17 protein-coding genes are annotated in these 16,358 nt (G+C 36.9%); 15 read left to right on the top strand and 2 right to left on the bottom strand.

What is annotated here, in order from left to right; translation table 11 throughout:
* Positions 1-443 precede the first annotated feature (443 nt).
* From M3189_RS06500 to M3189_RS06515, 4 genes are all read left to right on the top strand, one after another.
* Positions 444-1,514 (top strand): DUF262 domain-containing protein, encoded by a 1,071-nt coding sequence (locus tag M3189_RS06500; protein WP_251632951.1) that lies wholly within the window; start codon positions 444-446, stop codon positions 1,512-1,514.
* A 431-nt stretch (positions 1,515-1,945) separates the two neighbouring features.
* Positions 1,946-2,836: an NAD(P)-dependent oxidoreductase gene (locus M3189_RS06505; RefSeq protein ID WP_251632952.1), complete on the top strand. Its 891-nt coding sequence runs from the start codon at positions 1,946-1,948 to the stop codon at positions 2,834-2,836.
* 96 nt (positions 2,837-2,932) lie between these two features.
* Positions 2,933-3,949 (top strand): aldo/keto reductase, encoded by a 1,017-nt coding sequence (locus M3189_RS06510; protein WP_251632953.1) that lies wholly within the window; start codon positions 2,933-2,935, stop codon positions 3,947-3,949.
* 49 nt (positions 3,950-3,998) lie between these two features.
* The gene (locus M3189_RS06515) at positions 3,999-4,973 is read left to right on the top strand and encodes an aldo/keto reductase family protein (RefSeq protein WP_251632954.1); all 975 of its coding nucleotides are present in this window, start codon (positions 3,999-4,001) and stop codon (positions 4,971-4,973) included.
* A 167-nt stretch (positions 4,974-5,140) separates the two neighbouring features.
* Here M3189_RS06515 and M3189_RS27100 read toward each other — a convergent pair whose 3' ends face one another.
* Complete coding sequence (locus tag M3189_RS27100) at positions 5,141-5,317, bottom strand: helix-turn-helix domain-containing protein (protein ID WP_353057396.1); 177 nt, start codon at positions 5,315-5,317, stop codon at positions 5,141-5,143.
* 114 nt (positions 5,318-5,431) lie between these two features.
* Between M3189_RS27100 and M3189_RS06520 the strand changes: the two genes are divergently transcribed.
* From M3189_RS06520 to M3189_RS06565, 10 genes are all read left to right on the top strand, one after another.
* On the top strand, positions 5,432-5,692 hold the full coding sequence (locus M3189_RS06520; protein WP_251632955.1) for a hypothetical protein: 261 nt from the start codon (positions 5,432-5,434) through the stop codon (positions 5,690-5,692).
* Positions 5,689-6,168 (top strand): retropepsin-like aspartic protease, encoded by a 480-nt coding sequence (locus tag M3189_RS06525; RefSeq protein ID WP_251632956.1) that lies wholly within the window; start codon positions 5,689-5,691, stop codon positions 6,166-6,168. Before M3189_RS06520 ends, M3189_RS06525 begins: the two co-directional genes overlap by 4 nt.
* Positions 6,169-6,282: 114 nt before the next feature.
* A complete protein-coding gene (locus M3189_RS06530; RefSeq protein WP_251632957.1) occupies positions 6,283-7,194 on the top strand; it encodes a tetratricopeptide repeat protein in 912 nt (303 codons plus the stop codon).
* Positions 7,195-7,280: 86 nt separating this feature from the next.
* Positions 7,281-8,147 (top strand): gamma-glutamylcyclotransferase, encoded by an 867-nt coding sequence (locus tag M3189_RS06535; RefSeq protein ID WP_251632958.1) that lies wholly within the window; start codon positions 7,281-7,283, stop codon positions 8,145-8,147.
* Positions 8,147-8,674: a hypothetical protein gene (locus M3189_RS06540; protein ID WP_251632959.1), complete on the top strand. Its 528-nt coding sequence runs from the start codon at positions 8,147-8,149 to the stop codon at positions 8,672-8,674. Before M3189_RS06535 ends, M3189_RS06540 begins: the two co-directional genes overlap by 1 nt.
* A gap of 222 nt (positions 8,675-8,896) precedes the next feature.
* Positions 8,897-10,195 (top strand): DUF262 domain-containing protein, encoded by a 1,299-nt coding sequence (locus tag M3189_RS06545; protein WP_251632961.1) that lies wholly within the window; start codon positions 8,897-8,899, stop codon positions 10,193-10,195.
* Between the two features lie 3 nt (positions 10,196-10,198).
* Positions 10,199-11,977 (top strand): DUF262 domain-containing protein, encoded by a 1,779-nt coding sequence (locus M3189_RS06550; protein WP_251632962.1) that lies wholly within the window; start codon positions 10,199-10,201, stop codon positions 11,975-11,977.
* Between the two features lie 188 nt (positions 11,978-12,165).
* Entirely contained in the window at positions 12,166-12,405 is a 240-nt protein-coding gene (locus tag M3189_RS06555) for a hypothetical protein (RefSeq protein WP_251632963.1), read from the top strand.
* 103 nt (positions 12,406-12,508) lie between these two features.
* Positions 12,509-13,012 carry a hypothetical protein gene (locus M3189_RS06560; RefSeq protein ID WP_251632965.1) on the top strand — a complete coding sequence of 168 codons (504 nt, stop codon included), beginning with the start codon at positions 12,509-12,511 and terminating at the stop codon, positions 13,010-13,012.
* Positions 13,013-13,391: 379 nt separating this feature from the next.
* Positions 13,392-13,730, top strand: a complete 339-nt coding sequence (locus M3189_RS06565; protein ID WP_251632967.1) for a hypothetical protein — start codon at positions 13,392-13,394, stop codon at positions 13,728-13,730.
* 384 nt (positions 13,731-14,114) lie between these two features.
* Here the strand turns inward: M3189_RS06565 and M3189_RS06570 are convergent, their stop codons facing one another.
* A complete protein-coding gene (locus M3189_RS06570; RefSeq protein ID WP_251632970.1) occupies positions 14,115-14,432 on the bottom strand; it encodes a hypothetical protein in 318 nt (105 codons plus the stop codon).
* 445 nt (positions 14,433-14,877) lie between these two features.
* Here M3189_RS06570 and ltrA point away from each other — a divergent pair, with 445 nt between their 5' ends.
* Entirely contained in the window at positions 14,878-16,203 is a 1,326-nt protein-coding gene (gene ltrA, locus M3189_RS06575) for a group II intron reverse transcriptase/maturase (protein WP_251632971.1), read from the top strand.
* Positions 16,204-16,358 lie beyond the last annotated feature (155 nt).

Consider the following 16,358-nt stretch of genomic DNA (forward strand, 5'->3'; position numbering starts at 1 on the left):
TGAATTCTAATTCTTCCGCCCATCAATATGACCTGTAGCAGTTCGACCCCGACCACCGGTATCTTTAGGTAAAACGAGCTAAATTAAGAAACGATAGAACACTCAAAAATGTTGATTTATCAATTTTTTTGGGTGTTTTTTGTTTTGTGCGAAAATAGGGCAAAAAGGTAGATTTTGAATTCGTTTTAGACATTTTTACAGAAAGTATTTGTGTCTGTGATCAACACATGCCCCCGTCGAGATAGTCAAGTTAACATAAATTCACCCAAGTACACTCTAGGGCAAAATAGCTTCGAGTGTTATTATAGAAATAAATGTAAAGTTTTGTCAGGGAGGGATTTAAGGATGACACTACTTCAAGATGAATTAAAAATCACCAAGCTTCATGATTACTTGGAATGAAATTAGCCTTACCGTCATATCAGCGTCCGTATACTTGGAGTGTGAAGTCTACGAATACGCTTTTTCTTGATACTTTCAATGCATATAAAGAAGGTGTACAAGAGTACAGAATTGGTTCTGTCATTTTCCATAAGGAAAATGAGAGATATAACGTTGTGGATGGCCAACAGCGGCTGACAACACTTTCCATCCTACTATACTGTATAGGTGATAAGGAACAAGGGCTGCTACGAGAAAAATATAATCAACTATCTAATGATGCAATTGTGACTAACTTTGAAATTTTATCTAAGCGGATTAGTGAACTTTCGAAAGATGAGCAAAGCAAATACAAAGAATATTTACTTGAACAATGTAGTGCAGTTCAAATTGTCACAGACAGCGAGCAAGAGGCTTTTCAATTTTTTGATTCACAAAACTCTCGTGGCAAAGAGTTAGCACCCCATGATTTATTGAAATCATATCATTTACGTGAGATGGATGATGCAGACGAACATCTCAAAGTGAAAATTATCTCCCAATGGGAAGATAGGAACCAGGATAATCTGAATGACTTATTTAAAAGTTACCTATATCCTTTGACACAGTGGTATAAAGGAAAGAATGGGCTGGGGTATTCTTCAAGTAAAATTGATGTATTCAAAGGAATTAAAGCTACAAATGTATATAATTATGCTATCTATCATAAAGCTAGTAATCTTTTCGTAGAACAGTTTAATACAAATGGAAACAGTGAAATACTTTCATCTCGAGCACTAAATCAATTTCAATTAACACAGCCATTGGTGGCTGGAAAACGATTTTTCAATTATGCTCTTCACTATGGAAAGAAGCTTGAACAAATACAAAAACTAATAAATAAAGATCAAAATGATGAACAAATCCCTAGTAGACGTTCTGGAGATCTTTATATTAAGCAGTTATATGAATGTGCGCTATTGTTTTTTGCTGATCGATTTGGCATGGATAGTCTATCAACAGGTGTAAGGCAACAACTATATTCATGGAGCTATTCTTTGCGACTAACTATGAATGCTGTGTATCCTCAGACAATTAATAAGTATGCACGAGGTAGACATGAGCGTTTGAACGAGGGTTTGGATCTGTTTTAGAAATGAGTGATTTGTAAACCTTGTTGGATAATGTCATTGTAGACTAACAATTTTCGGAAAAATTAGTAAGAATTTATCAAATACGCGATCAGTCTATGGTGGAGTGACCAATTATTTATATGCACACAAAAAAGAATTTGAGGCATTGATTCCATATTATATGAAGAGAAAAGATCAACCTCGGTTGTATCAAAAGGTGTATTTCATGCGAGCAACTGGGAATATATTGAACATGATGACTATTATATTTGTCCGAACAATCATTCCTCCCTCACCCTGATGATAGTTACTATAAATTTTATTTTATATAACTTATTTATAACTATATCAAAAATATTTTAGTACTTTAAATTAATAGTTTTACTGTTTATACTGAAAATACAAAGTTTTTAATTTACTTAAAAAAATAGAATGAATAGGAGGATAATGAGATGAAAAAAATTGGTTTTATCGGATTAGGTACAATGGGCCTTCCAATGGCAGGACATTTATTAAACAACGACTATGAAGTTATTGCGTATAATCGCACTAGAAATAAAGCCGACTCCCTTGAAAAACAAGGAGCAATCATTGCATCCTCACCTGAAGAAGTTGCTAAAAAAAGTGAAATTGTTTTCACTATGCTAACTGCGGATCAGGCTGTTGAAGAAGTTATTTTAGGCGAAAAAGGCATTATTAAAGGAGCACATGCCGGCTTAATTGTTGTCGATAGCAGTACAATTTCACCGAATACAAGTAGAAAAGTAGCAGATAACCTTTTAAAGAAGGGCATTGAAATGTTAGATGCACCTGTTACTGGTAGTGAACCTCAAGCCATTGAAGGTATTTTAACTTTTATGGTTGGTGGAAAGAAAGAAATTTATGAAAAATGTGAGCCTCTATTTTATGTGATTGGGAAACAAGCTTATTATATGGGGGAAAATGGATTAGGTTCATATACGAAACTAGCTAATAATGTGATGGGTGCTATTAATCTATTATCCTTCTCAGAAGCCATCACAATGGCAGCAAAATCTGGGGTTAATCCTGAGCTATTTATAAAAGTCGTCAGCGGCGGTGGTGCTAGAAGCGGGATGATGGATAATAAAGGTCCGAAAGTATTAAATAGAGATTTCTCTCCTCATTTTATGACTGATCTTATTTATAAAGATCTAGAATTAGCAGCTGATGTTGCAAAAGAACTTAAACTGCCTACCCCTGTATTATCCTTAGTAAAAGAAATGTTCCAAATGGCAAGAGCTAAAGGATATGGGGCCGAAGATATGAGCGCAGTAATAAAATGTTATGAAGAATTAGCAGGAATCGAAGTTAAAAAAGATTAAACCATTGTAAAAGGAATTTTCTATACTAATCGTTGAAATCACTATAGATACTTAATCTATTCGACAAACAAACTATTTTACTAGGGGTGTATACCAATGGAATTTCGTTATTTAGGTAAGACTGGTTTAAGGGTAAGTGAGCTTTGTTTGGGTGCGATGACGTTTGGACGTGAAACGAGTGAGGAAGACAGCTTCAAAATATTAGATCGTTTCGTTGATGAAGGTGGAAATTTTATCGATACAGCGGATGTCTATACGAGGGGCGTATCGGAAGAAATCGTAGGAAGATGGCTGCAAGGTCAAAAAAGAGATGACTTTGTGATTGCCACAAAAGTTCGATTTGCTATGGGAGAGGGTCCGAATGATATCGGTCTAAGTCGAAAACATATCATTTCTGGGGTAAAAGAAAGCTTACGCCGCCTTGGTACCGATTATATTGACCTTTATCAGGTTCACGCCTGGGACCCGCGTACACCTTTGGAAGAATCATTAAGCACATTAAATGATTTAGTTCGTGAAGGACTAGTCCACTATATAGGAGCAAGTAACTTTAAAGGGTGGCAATTGCAAAAGGCGATTGACATCAGCCGCCGAAATGGCTGGGAAGCATTTGTCAGCCTGCAGCCGCAATATAATCTGCTTTGCCGGGCAACAGAATGGGAATTAATCGACGTTTGTTTGAATGAAGGATTGGGCGTCATGCCATGGAGCCCATTACGCGGCGGCTGGCTCAGCGGGAAATATACGAAAGATATGGTGAACCCTCCTGAGAATACCCGTATTGCTTTGGCGGAAAAAGAAGGCTGGGGCGAATCCTGGAGCAATTATAATAATGACTTTACCTGGCAGGTATTAGATACGTTATATGCTGTTGCGAAAGAAGCGGAAAAAACGCCAGCACAAGCTTCCATTAATTGGCTTTTAAATCAACCAGGTGTAACCGCTCCTATTATTGGTGCCCGTACAATAGAACAACTAGAAGCAAACCTTGGTTCAGCGGGCTGGTCCTTAACGAAGGAGCAGATTGACCGATTAAACAAAGCAAGTGAACTATATGTGAGCTACCCGTATAATCAGGATGCTATAGATCAACGAAAAAGAGGAAGAGAATAAAATCGTATTGTTACTAAATTCTATTTAAGAAAAAACAGGAGGGTGAGGGATGAAATATCGTAAACTGGGAAACTCAGGTTTAAAGATCAGCGAAATCGGCTTAGGCAGCTGGCTGACATATGGAACAGCAATAGAACAAGAGAGGTCTATCGCTTGTATACATAAAGCCTATGACTTAGGAATTAACTTCTTTGATACAGCCAATGCGTATAACCAGGGAGCAGCAGAGGTTGTTTTAGGTAAAGCGTTAAAGGAATACGCTCGCTCTAGTTATGTGGTAGCAACAAAAGTCTATTTTCCAATGGGAGAAGGCCCAAATGACAGGGGGCTTTCAAGAAAACATATTATCGAACAATGTGATGCCAGTTTGAAACGTCTCGGCGTTGATTATATCGACCTATATCAATGCCATCGTTACGATCCGGAAACACCAGTCGAGGAGACGCTTAGAGCATTAGATGATTTAATCTCACAAGGAAAGATCCTATATGCAGGTGTCAGCGAATGGTCAGCGGAACAAATAACAGATGCCGCTCATATCGCAAAAGAAAAGAATTTCAGGCCGTTAATTTCCAATCAGCCCATTTATAATATGATTGTCCGCTATATTGAAAAAGAGGTTTTGCCTGTCAGTGAGAAACACGGAATGGGACAGGTCGTATTTTCTCCATTGGCACAAGGGATTTTGACGGGAAAATATAAACCGGGACAAGAGATTCCATCCACTAGCCGTGCTGCTAATCATAACACAAACAGATGGATTACCAGTTACTTAAATGATGCTGTTTTAACCAGCGTGCAAAAACTCGAAAACATTGCACAGGGACTAGGTTTGAAATTATCACAATTAGCACTTGCTTGGGTCCTAAGGCAGCCTGGAGTAAGTTCCGCCATTATTGGAGCTAGCCGCCCTGAACAAGTGGAGGAAAATGTCATAACATCTGGCTTTATGATTCCTGAACCTATTCTCAATGAAATTGATTCTGTTTTAGCAGAAATAGATGGGTTCGTACCTATTTGGTAATACTCAGGATTTGTAGTTGTCAGCATTCAATACACTAGATAGAATAAAGAAAAGCTAGAATACCTGAAGAAGAATTCTGCCTAAACCTATTAATAGTTGACTCAAATTAGAGATGATAATTTCTAAATTGAGTCTTTTTTTATATAAGTTTAGTTGATTGAAGTGTATCAAAGAATGACATACTGTTTGCCACTGCAATCTTTCTGGTAATAAAAGGTATAAAACCAAGATTTGCTTGAAAATCCTGAGTCATATGCAATATCAATTACATTTGCTTTTTGATCCGAAAGCAAAAATTCTGACCTCTTGATACGCTCAGTAGTAAGGAATTTTATAAATGTCATATTCGTATAACCCGGATTTTAAACTGACGCATTGACGCAATTTTAGAATGAACTTGATTCAGTTAAGAATGCTATAATAAAAATTAATCTGGCATGAATCGGAGGCGTATATTAATGAAATGGTCTGAAGTACGTCAACATTTTCCTGAACGGTGTGTCTTAGTAGAAGCGATAAAATCAAAAACAAGAGGAAAAGAAAGAATCATTGAAGAAATGTCAGTAATAGATGACTTTGAGAACGGGAATGCAGCATGGAAAGTGTATAGAAAACTGCATCTGGAAAATCAAAATCGCGAATTATATATCTTCCACACCAATAACGAAGAAATAAAAGTGATCGAGCAGCCGTATATAGGAGTGCGAAGACGAGTATGAAATTTGAAATGGAAGATAATCTACCTCTCGTAGCTGTTCAGATTGAATACAATGGAATGAAAAAGGCTTTTAGTAACGTGCTGCTTGATACAGGCTGCTCTTCAACCATTTTAGATACGGACTTATGCGAAGAAGTCGGGATAATGCTTGATTTAGAAAATGCCATTACACGTAAAATGTACGGAATTGGCGGTACGGAAATTTGCATTGAACAAAAAGTGAGCGGCTTGATAATAGACTGGTTCCAACTTAATAAATTCACTATACAGCTCGGTGATGTCAGAGAAATGCATGGCTTTGACGGAATCATTGGCAGTGATTTTTTTCTAGCTAATAAACTAATTCATAATAAACTTGAGGATTATTTGAATGAGTTATCAGAATTGACGGCGCAAATAAACTACCTAAATGCAGAAATAAAATCAGCTAATGATGAATTAAGACAAAGAAACGAAGAATTAGAGAATAGGGGCTAATCTACAGGGGGCTCATTCTAGTGCCAGACCCCCAATACGTTAAAGTATTATCGCAGAGAGTGCCACCTTTATTTAAAATGGAAAAACAAATTCACAATTAATGAGGTGTTTCCATTGGATGATCAAATAAGGATTTGGAAACGAAAAGAAGGATTCTTGAAGGAGTCAGTGTGGCTAGATGAAGGGATTAAGCTATACCGTGACTTGTTACATAAAAATCCAGACTCGACAAATTACAAGGCTGAGCTTGCGAAATTGTTAGCCAAAAGCGGAACGGATGAAAAACTTGTATACATGAACCAGATGAATGCAATAGACTTGTTCAATGAAGTGTTAGAGCTTTATCCAAATGATACGGATGCATTATACAGGTTGGGACATCTTTATTATGAAATTCAAGATTATGAGAAAAGTATTGAATATTTTTCAAAAGCCATACATACTTCATTGTCCAATATCAGACGGTTCCGAACTTATGCAACGATGTCCAAGGCTTTTTATAAACTAGGAGATGATGGGGAAGCAATCCGTTGTTTTGAAAAAGCGAGAGAATTGGATATAGAAAATAATTTCAGTAGTGAAATAAAAAAACTGAAAGCATTAATCACACAAAAAGGTCATGTAACAAGAGTCATTCATTATCCAGATGGGGCTACCATACTTGAAACTGTCGACAATGTGGAAATTGTAAAACTGGAGGATGATCTCGAGGCTACGTTAGATATGACACACTTTCACCCTTCATTCACGGGACCGATAGATGTGGCTCGGCTACAAAGAAAAGAAGCGGAGGTTTTGCGATATTTGATTGAAAAAAGGTGGTTTGTTACGAAAGAGGAGCTCATCCAATATCTTTGGCTCGAGGATGAAGCTCCTGAGCCTAACTCTATTAAACCGATTATTTCTAAAATAAATCGAAAGCTAAAAACGTGCTTAACGGATCAAACACAGAATCCGATTACGAGTAAACGAGGGCACGGGTATAAGTGGAATTCCATCGAAACTAAAATCATAAAGGTTCTATAACTGAACCACTACTGAAGGTTGGCAGAATGCCAACCTTTTATTTATATACTATAAATAACAAAATAACTAACAGAGGAGTGGTAATGATGAACCTATTCGTATATGGAACATTACGCAAAGGAGAAGGAAATGCACACTACTTAAAAAATACAACTTGTTTAGCGGAACAGTGTTGGACTTATGGGAAATTATATGATACAGGTTATGGCTATCCTGCATTAAAACAGTCTCATTCATCTCGGGTTTATGGAGAACTCTATGCGATAACTGATAGCGAATTGAAGCAAATGGACCAATTAGAAGGCTTTAATGAAGGGGAATCCAATAATCTATATGAAAGAGTTGAACAAACCATCTACACAGACAACGGTCCAATCATTGCATATGTGTATATTGCTGGTCAATCCCATTTACTAAACAAAAGTATACCTGATGGTGATTGGAAAGAGTATAGACTTTTAAATAGTAAACACGGTAAGGTTCCATATTTTGCTTACGGAAGCTGCATGGACCACAAGCGATTTATCGAGCATAGAAAGGGACACTACTTTCAGAACATGCTCGGGGTAGGTGTCCTCGAAAATTATTCGCTCCGTTTTACACGCAAATCGACTGTGGATGGATTGGGTAGAGCAGATATTGTTGAAGAAGGCGGTAGAGTCGAAGGAAAGGTATACGAGATTCCGATAGAAGCCTTAACAGAATACTTGTACCATCGGGAAGGTGCACCTCATGCCTACCGAGCAACTTTTGTTACGATAAATCTACATGGTGTGGAAACGCAAGCCATTACCTTTACTGTGAAAAATAAAAGTGAAGAAACTGCTCCACCAGTAGAGTATGAAGAGGAAATTCTTCGTGGAGCACATGGCTATTTATCAGATGACTATATGGTGAACCTTAAATCTCATATGAATTCTTTAAAAAATCAAATTGAAGGAGGTAAGAAATAATGGGTACATTCACTGCTCAAATCTTGGTTGGTCAAAAACATCCTTATGAAGGTGGTATTTTGAACATTTCACACATGCTGTATCTCTCTGAAAATGATAGACCAGCTTGGGTTCTAACACCAGTCGATGTATTCAACGAAAAAGAGGTAATTCAATCAAAAAGAATAATCTGGATTCCAACACTAGAACATATGTTAGAGGATGCACTCCTCATGATTGGACTTTACATGGTAAAAGACAACGGTTTGCTCAACATGTTCAATCAGTATTTTCTAGATCCAAACAAAGATTTTATTGAACTTTATCAAGATGTGAAAACTGAAAACTTGCAAAAGCTTTATAAAGAAGCAAAGCACATAATAAGTTCCCATAAGATCACTCTTTCCGTATTTCAAGGTTCCTCCATTATCAACCAACTAAGCGTTTTGAAAGAATATCAAAATGATATAGAAGTGTGTCAGTCCATTTATACAAAGGAATTCTCGCCTTGGAGCAAGGAGTTTGAAAGTATTGGAGATTTAGATTGAAATAACTAGGATTTAACACCATAAGGTGGAAAATGAATCAAAAAGGTAGATTTTGAATTCGGTTTAAACATTTTTACAGAAAGTATATGTGTCTGTAATCAACACTTGCCCCCGTCGAGATAGTCAAGTTAACATAAATTCACCCAAGTACACTCTAGGGCAAAATAGTTTCGAGTGTTATTATAGAAATAAATGTAAAGTTTTGTCAGGGGGGATTTAAGGATGGCTCTACTTCAAGATGAATTAAAAATCACAATACTTCATGATTTACTTGGAATGAAATTAGTCTTACCGTCATATCAGCGTCCGTATACTTGGAGTGTGAAGTCTACGAATACGCTTTTTCTTGATACTTTTAATGCATTTAAAGAAGGTGTACAAGAGTACAGAATTGGTTCTGTCATTTTACATAAGGAAAATGACAGATATAACGTTGTGGATGGCCAACAGCGGCTGACAACCCTTTCCATTCTACTATACTGTTTAGGTGATCAGGAACAAGGGCTGCTACGAGAAAAATATAATCAACTCTCTAATGATGCAATTGTGACTAACTTTGAAATTTTATCTAATCGGATTAGTGAACTTTCGAATGATGAGCAAAGCAAATACAAAGAGTATTTACTCGAGCATTGTAGTGCAGTTCAAATTGTCACAGACAGCGAGCAAGAGGCTTTTCAATTTTTTGATTCACAAAACTCTCGTGGCAAAGAGTTAGCACCACATGATTTATTGAAGTCATATCATTTACGTGAGATGGATGATGCAGACGAATATCTTAAAGTGAGAATTATCAACCAATGGGAAGAAAGGAATCAGGATGATCTGGGTGATTTATTTAAAAGTTATCTATTTCCTTTGACTCAATGGTATAAAGGAAAGAATGGTTTAGGCTATTCTTCTAGTAAAATCAATGTATTCAAAGGAATTAAAACCACAAATGTTTATAATTATGCTATCTATCATAAAGCAAGTAATCTTTTCGTAGAACAGTTTAATGTAAATGGAAACAGTGAAATACTTGCATCTAGAGCATTAAATCAATTTCAATTAACACAGCCATTGATGGCGGGAAAACGATTTTTTAATTATGCCCTTCACTATGGAAAGCAGCTTGAACAAATAAAAAATCTAATAAATAAGGATCACAATGATGAACAAATCCCAAGTAAACGTTCAGGAGATCTTTACATAAAACAGTTATATGAATGTGCGCTATTGTTTTTTGCCGATCGCTTTGGCATGGACAGTCTATCAAAAGGTGTAAAACAACAACTATATTCCTGGAGCTATTCTTTGAGACTAACTATGAATGCTGTGTATCCTCAGACAATTAATAAGTATGCACGAGGAAGACATGAACGTTTGAACGAGGGTTTGGATCTGTTTTCAGAAATTAGTGAAATGAACCATGCAGACGAATTAAAACTTATTGTTTTGGAGAAACCCAATATTGAGGATAAAAATAAAGAGAAGTACAAAGCAGTGTATGAGTTACTTTGTGAATGGAATAGGTGGTAGGAGATGGATAAAAATTTAAGAATCATACCAGTATCAAGCATTTTTACTGATATCAGTTATGTTGTTCCGATCTACCAACGTAACTATGCTTGGAGGGAATTGCAAATTGAACAACTAATAGAAGATATTGATAGTTCAATTTACGATTTTAATAAAAACTATTTTCTTGGGAATCTTATCGTTAATCAAACTGATCATAATGTTTATGAAGTAATAGATGGACAACAAAGATTGACAACATTATTTCTATTAGAAAACTATCTTGGAATGAACCTTGCAAAAGATGCACTGAAATTTGAGGCGCGTGAAAAATCAAACCGTACACTTCATAAGATTAACAATGGAAACAAGGGTGAATTACTTGAGGAATTAGTTTCTGTTGAAATTTCAGAGGGATATCAAATCATAGAAAACTATTTTAACTCGAATGAAATAGACAAGAATAAGTTAAGGAGAAAACTTGAAAAAGTTTTTCTTGTTCGTGTACAAGTTCCGCAAGGTATAGATTTAAATCACTACTTTGAAATCATGAATACTCGTGGGGAACAACTTGAACTTCATGAAATAGCAAAAGCTAAGTTTTTAGAAGTATTGGAAACCGAACACGATAAAAAAACGGCTGCATTGATTTGGGAAAAATGCTCTAATATGGACTCATACATTCAAATGAATTTTGATCCCAAGGTTAGAAAGGCTCTTTTTACATATAATTGGACTAGCATCCATGATCATATCGGCGATTTTGATTCAATTAAGGAATATGTTCGTAATGATGAAGATGACAGAAATTCAGTTCCTTTGATTGAAATTCTAAAAGAGAACAAACTTCTGAATGTTGGAGTAAGTAAGGATGAAGTTGAGAATGAACGTTTTGAATCGACAATTTCATTCCCTAACTTTTTACTGCAGGTAAATGCAATCATTGCAAAGTTAGGAGAGGTAGATTCAACGCTTGATGATAAATACTTCTTGAATAATTTATCATGGGCTTGGAGGGACGCTGACAGATCAAAGAACTTTTTATATCAAATGTTTAAATGCCGTGTGTTGTTTGATAAATATATTTTGAAACGTGAATACGCTAGAGATTATAAAGAAACTGGAAAATGGTCGTTACAACGTTTAGAGAAATATACTGATGCGAAAGGAAATAAGCCAAAATATATTGGCACTTTTGGCGATGACGGTAGTCAGAATAATAAACTAATAAGAACACTACAATCCTGCCTACGCATCACATACACATCCCCTAAGACTATGCATTGGATTTCACTGGTCTTAGCCAAGTTATTGGAGAATGAATCATGTGACATCATTGAAATCCTTGAAGAATACTGCAAAACAAAAGTTATCCATTCAAACTTTGAGGATGCGAGTGGATTTGGTTTTGAACGAATCGTATTTACATATCTGGATTATCTTTTATACAAAGATGGATATTCTTACATGGAAAAAGTAATTATCCCGCCGGTGCGTGATGACTGGCAATTTCAATTTAGAAGTTCCATTGAACACTTCCAACCACAAAATCCAGCTGAAGTTGAAAATTGGGACCCGGATGACCTTAATGGTTTTGGAAACCTTGCATTAATTACAGTATCAGGAAACTCGAAGTTTTCTAATTTGCCACCAGTGGGAAAAATTAGCTCCTACCCAAGCATTATCGAGCAAAGCTTGAAACTTAAGATCATGAAAGAATTAGTCACTCTCGATGACGAAGGGTGGACTGAATCAAAGGCAAGCAAACATCAAGAAGAAATGTTTATGATTTTGAAAGGGTGACGTTCTCGTGCCTACACTTCCCGGATTAAAAGTGTAGGTCCATCGTGAAACCTTTTGTGAAACAAGAATTTTCGGGGTATGACAGGCACGGTTTCTAGAGGGAATAGTCCAAAAACGTAAGGACTCCCGTTATGAGGTCGGTAAACGCAGTCAGTCGTGGCTCAAGGTGATTAATTACCAATACGAGGATGGTTCTTATTACCGGGCTTAGAAAAGGCGAATATGGGGTGCTACTGAGCTTTCTAGATGGGAAACCAGCTGGTGTAATGGAATTTATGCCACCATCAGAACGGAAGAACCTTTATCGACAGCAGAAAGTAATTTCAGAGGATGATAATTTTATCTTTATTGAGCCAGTTAAATGCCGGGTTAAGTACAGGAACATAACGAAAGCGGGGTTCCTCCGGATACCGTCATTTGTCGAATAGAAGTAAAATGTTAAGGATGGGTTAACAATGGTTCCGTCCTATTATTAGTAATACATTCCAATAGTGGTACAGTTGGACTAGGTAGCATAAGGAGGAATTGATTATGAAAATTGATAATTACAGAACTATCCTAAAGAACGGTAAGCGTGTAAAAGAGCATAGTTATATGACTTTGCCAAAATTTAAATCCATAACCTCTAAGGGGTATAAAAGAAATAGAAGAAAGAGAAGTCATGGATATGGCTATGAGGGTGGAAAAATTGATATAGGTTTTTCCTTCATCTTTTTTGGAACTGGATTTCTTAGCTTTGTTTTTACATTTGGATTAATCGAGGAATTCATCTTAGATGCATTTGGTTTTCTAGGAGGACTACTTACTTTATTATTTATAGGCTTTTTACTGCATCTTTTGCTTTTTGTGCTAGTCGAAAGGTTAGCTTATTCTAGTGATGAGTCTATTAGCAGCACTGGTCAACCTATTGAGAAGCAGCATGTGGTAAAAAATACACCTAACAACTTTAATAATGTGGAACTCTCTAAAGAGACAAAAGTAAGATTAGAATTAGAATGGGTAGAATGGCAGAAAAAGAGAGGTCTTCTTAAATGATTGAAGAATTATGCTAATTGAGTTGCTTATTTTTTTATAAAATCCAAATAGTTCAAGATGAACGACAATCATAACGATGGTCTGTTTTTTTTTGCTAAAGGTTCCGTTGTGGGAACTTCCATAAATGACAATTAGTTACCAATGATACTAGCATACTGGTATTGTACAATTATCATGAGGTGGTTCATGTGTTTGTTTCACCCATGCTAATAAGGTCTTTACGGGCTAATTTCCTGGAATTGGCGAAATCCGATCTTTGGAGCTATAATAGCCACTTCCAATCAAAACGAAGCACCTCGCTTAAAGTTAAATTCTTAAAGTCCTAGCTTATTGGGGGCTAATATTCATATTCTCAAACTACTAATCGGAGGAAATAAAGATGAAAAAAATATTATCCATTGTAACAACAGGAATTATGGCATTTGGATTATTTACAGGAAGTGTAGCAGCAAAAGAGAATAAAGGGAATCATTACGGCTGGAACAATCCACACAACCCGCATTATCAGTCTGCAGCAACTTTACAAGAAGACTTCCTACAATATGCTGTCAGCCTTGGTCTAACAGTTAATGTATGGGTTGCGGATAGTTCGATAGTGGGATTTAACGAAGTATCTATGGACTATGTGAATGATGCAGATCTTGAAAATATGCCACTATTGGTAAATTACATTAACCAAAAATTAGGTGTTGAAACACAAGTTCGAGTTATTCAATGAGATGCAGATATCTATTCTTATGTTCTTACATGGTAAATAACGAATTTATAAATAACCAAGATACAGTATAGTATCAAATTTTATATATGTTTCTGCCTACCTTAATTTGAGCCAGCAGCAAGGTTTAGAAGGAATTGTGTTGAAAAAAAGGATTCACGATATAAGGTAGGGAAACGTAGCCAGTCTTGGCTCAAGGTCATTAATTACCATTATGTGGACGTTCATATCACAGGGCTTAGAAAAGGAGAATTTGGGGTGCTACTGAGCTTTCTGGATGGTAAACCAGCTGGGCTTATGGAGTTTATGCCACCGGGAGAAAAAAACATTTATTTAGGCAGCAGGAAGTTGTTTCAGAGGATGATAAATTCATCTTTATTGAGCCTATTAATTGTCATGTAAAGTATAGGAACCTAACAAAGGCTGGTTTTCTAAGGATTCCATCATTCGTACAATGGATAAAAAAGGGAGAAACAAGGATGAAATCGTAATGATTTCATCTTTTGTGCGCTTGGCAGCGCTTCGCTCTAATGGGTGAAAGTCCCTAACATGCCGTTGTGGCGGAAATGTATAGCTGACAGGTAGTGCGAGTATCGTGAGATTTCGTGCGGAGGACTTGAAGGCAAAACTCGGAACAGGTGGCTGAAACCATGTTGGCTGATAAGATGGGATAACCTTACAAAAGATGGGGATGTCCAATACCACTCTGTATCTTACTAGTTATGAGGACTGGCTTCGAGTGAAAGGCGAAGAAAGTGACCCAAGGAGATCTCATCCTTTCCACCGTAGGTGGTAAATCTTTTTCAAAGCCGCGATGGACAAGAAATTGACCACGGAGGGTGAGAAGTCAGAGCAGGGGATAGTAGTGAATAAACTTGTCGGAAATGCCGCAAAGATAAGTGACTTACCACAAGTTGGTAAGACAGACGCTGACCCAAAAGGCAGTGTACTGATGCGAAGCCCGTCTGCCCATGGAAGTAAAGCAATACGAACTTATTACTCGTCATGTACTAAACAGAAGTCAACGAGGCAGATAGCCCAAGAGTTGAGACCGAAAGGAAGTAGGTTGTTTAGGGCGTAGTACTAATTTAGGTATCTGTAATTGAATTAACTATACTGCTGATATCTAATTAGGAAAGGAAACGAATACATGAATGAATCGATAGGAAAACGAAGCTTACGTGTAGTTGAGAATTCTAAAAAGAAACGCAAGTGGTACAGCCTAATTGATAAAATTTGGGACTATCAAAACCTGGAACAGGCTTTTTATGATGTAAAGAAGAATCGTGGTGCACACGGTGTGGATAAAATAACGATAAAAGAGTTTGAGAAAGAATTGGAACACAACTTAAGAGTGCTCCAAGAATCTTTACGTGCAAAAACATATCGTGCAAAACCAGTCAGAAGAGTCTATATTCCAAAGGCTGATGGCTCAAAACGTCCATTAGGTATTCCCACAGTAGGAGACAGAACTATCCAAGCTGCAACCAAAAGAATTCTCGAACCCATTTTTGAACAGAAGTTTCTAGAATGTAGTTATGGATTCCGTCCGAATCGAAGTGCTCATATGGCAATTGAACAAATCCGTCAGGATTTGAAAGATGGCTACACGTATGTAATTGATGCCGATATAAAGACGTACTTTGATTCAATCCCACATGATAAGCTTCTTGAGTTAATCAAGGAAGAAGTCGTGGATAGTAGCGTACTAGCACTAATCTTACAGTTCTTAAAATCAGGAATCCTCGAGGACGGTATATACTATCAAAATGATAAGGGGAGTCCACAGGGCGGTGTAATCAGTCCGTTGTTAGCGAACATCTTCCTTCATCCACTAGACGAAATGATGATGGAGCGAGGTCATCGCTTAACTAGGTATGCAGATGACTTCGTCATCTGTTGTAAGTCCCGAAAGGGAGCAGAAAGGGTTTTGAAAACAATATCGAAACTCCTTGAAAATGAACTAGGGTTGAAAATACATCCAGAAAAGACGAAAATCGTGGACAACCTTGAGGAACCGTTTGTCTTTTTAGGGTATGTCTTCAAACATGGATACTTTCACTCCCCATCTGATAAAGCCGTGGGGAAGTTCAAGAAAAGAATCAAGGAAGTAACCAAAAGAAACCAAACGGTCAATTTAGAGGAGTTTGTTAAACGTCGCTTAAATCCTATCATTAGAGGATGGGGAAGGTACTTCGGCATTGGCTATTCAAAGAAACTATTTCAAAACTTGGACTCATGGATTCGAAGAAGATTACGGATGATTCAGCTGAGAAGTTGGAGAAAAATAAGAAAACTCCATAGGGAACTCAGAAGAAGGAATTGGGAGGGAGAACTTCCGCAACTAGTAATGACTAGATGGAAAAATTCAATGACCCTACATGCACATTTTGCAATTCCTAATGAAAGATTTTGCGAAATAAAACTTGTGTTTCTTTTGGACATTTATAATGAACTACATCCCCAACGGGGATAAAGTGGAGGAGCCGTATGCGATGACCCGCACGTGAGTCTGTCTAACAATTGTCACTTTTCCCAACTTGTCCGATAGGAAAACACATACTATTGTCGAATTTATAGTATAAGGAGATGATTGTATGCCATATATTCTTGGTGAGGATAGAAATCAGT

The organism is Neobacillus niacini (assembly GCF_023715415.1).
Lineage (GTDB): Bacteria > Bacillota > Bacilli > Bacillales > Cytobacillaceae > Neobacillus > Neobacillus niacini_C.

Bases quoted from the DNA above. Each gene is read 5' to 3' on its own strand.
- M3189_RS06505 (WP_251632952.1), top strand. From the start codon at position 1,946: ATGAAAAAAATTGGTTTTATCGGATTAGGTACAATGGGCCTTCCAATG.
- M3189_RS06510 (WP_251632953.1), top strand. From the start codon at position 2,933: ATGGAATTTCGTTATTTAGGTAAGACTGGTTTAAGGGTAAGTGAGCTT.
- M3189_RS06515 (WP_251632954.1), top strand. From the start codon at position 3,999: ATGAAATATCGTAAACTGGGAAACTCAGGTTTAAAGATCAGCGAAATC.
- M3189_RS27100 (WP_353057396.1), bottom strand. From the start codon at position 5,317: ATGACATTTATAAAATTCCTTACTACTGAGCGTATCAAGAGGTCAGAA.
- M3189_RS06520 (WP_251632955.1), top strand. From the start codon at position 5,432: ATGAAATGGTCTGAAGTACGTCAACATTTTCCTGAACGGTGTGTCTTA.
- M3189_RS06525 (WP_251632956.1), top strand. From the start codon at position 5,689: ATGAAATTTGAAATGGAAGATAATCTACCTCTCGTAGCTGTTCAGATT.
- M3189_RS06535 (WP_251632958.1), top strand. From the start codon at position 7,281: ATGAACCTATTCGTATATGGAACATTACGCAAAGGAGAAGGAAATGCA.
- M3189_RS06540 (WP_251632959.1), top strand. From the start codon at position 8,147: ATGGGTACATTCACTGCTCAAATCTTGGTTGGTCAAAAACATCCTTAT.
- M3189_RS06545 (WP_251632961.1), top strand. From the start codon at position 8,897: ATGGCTCTACTTCAAGATGAATTAAAAATCACAATACTTCATGATTTA.
- M3189_RS06550 (WP_251632962.1), top strand. From the start codon at position 10,199: ATGGATAAAAATTTAAGAATCATACCAGTATCAAGCATTTTTACTGAT.
- M3189_RS06555 (WP_251632963.1), top strand. From the start codon at position 12,166: ATGGTTCTTATTACCGGGCTTAGAAAAGGCGAATATGGGGTGCTACTG.
- M3189_RS06560 (WP_251632965.1), top strand. From the start codon at position 12,509: ATGAAAATTGATAATTACAGAACTATCCTAAAGAACGGTAAGCGTGTA.
- M3189_RS06565 (WP_251632967.1), top strand. From the start codon at position 13,392: ATGAAAAAAATATTATCCATTGTAACAACAGGAATTATGGCATTTGGA.
- ltrA (WP_251632971.1), top strand. From the start codon at position 14,878: ATGAATGAATCGATAGGAAAACGAAGCTTACGTGTAGTTGAGAATTCT.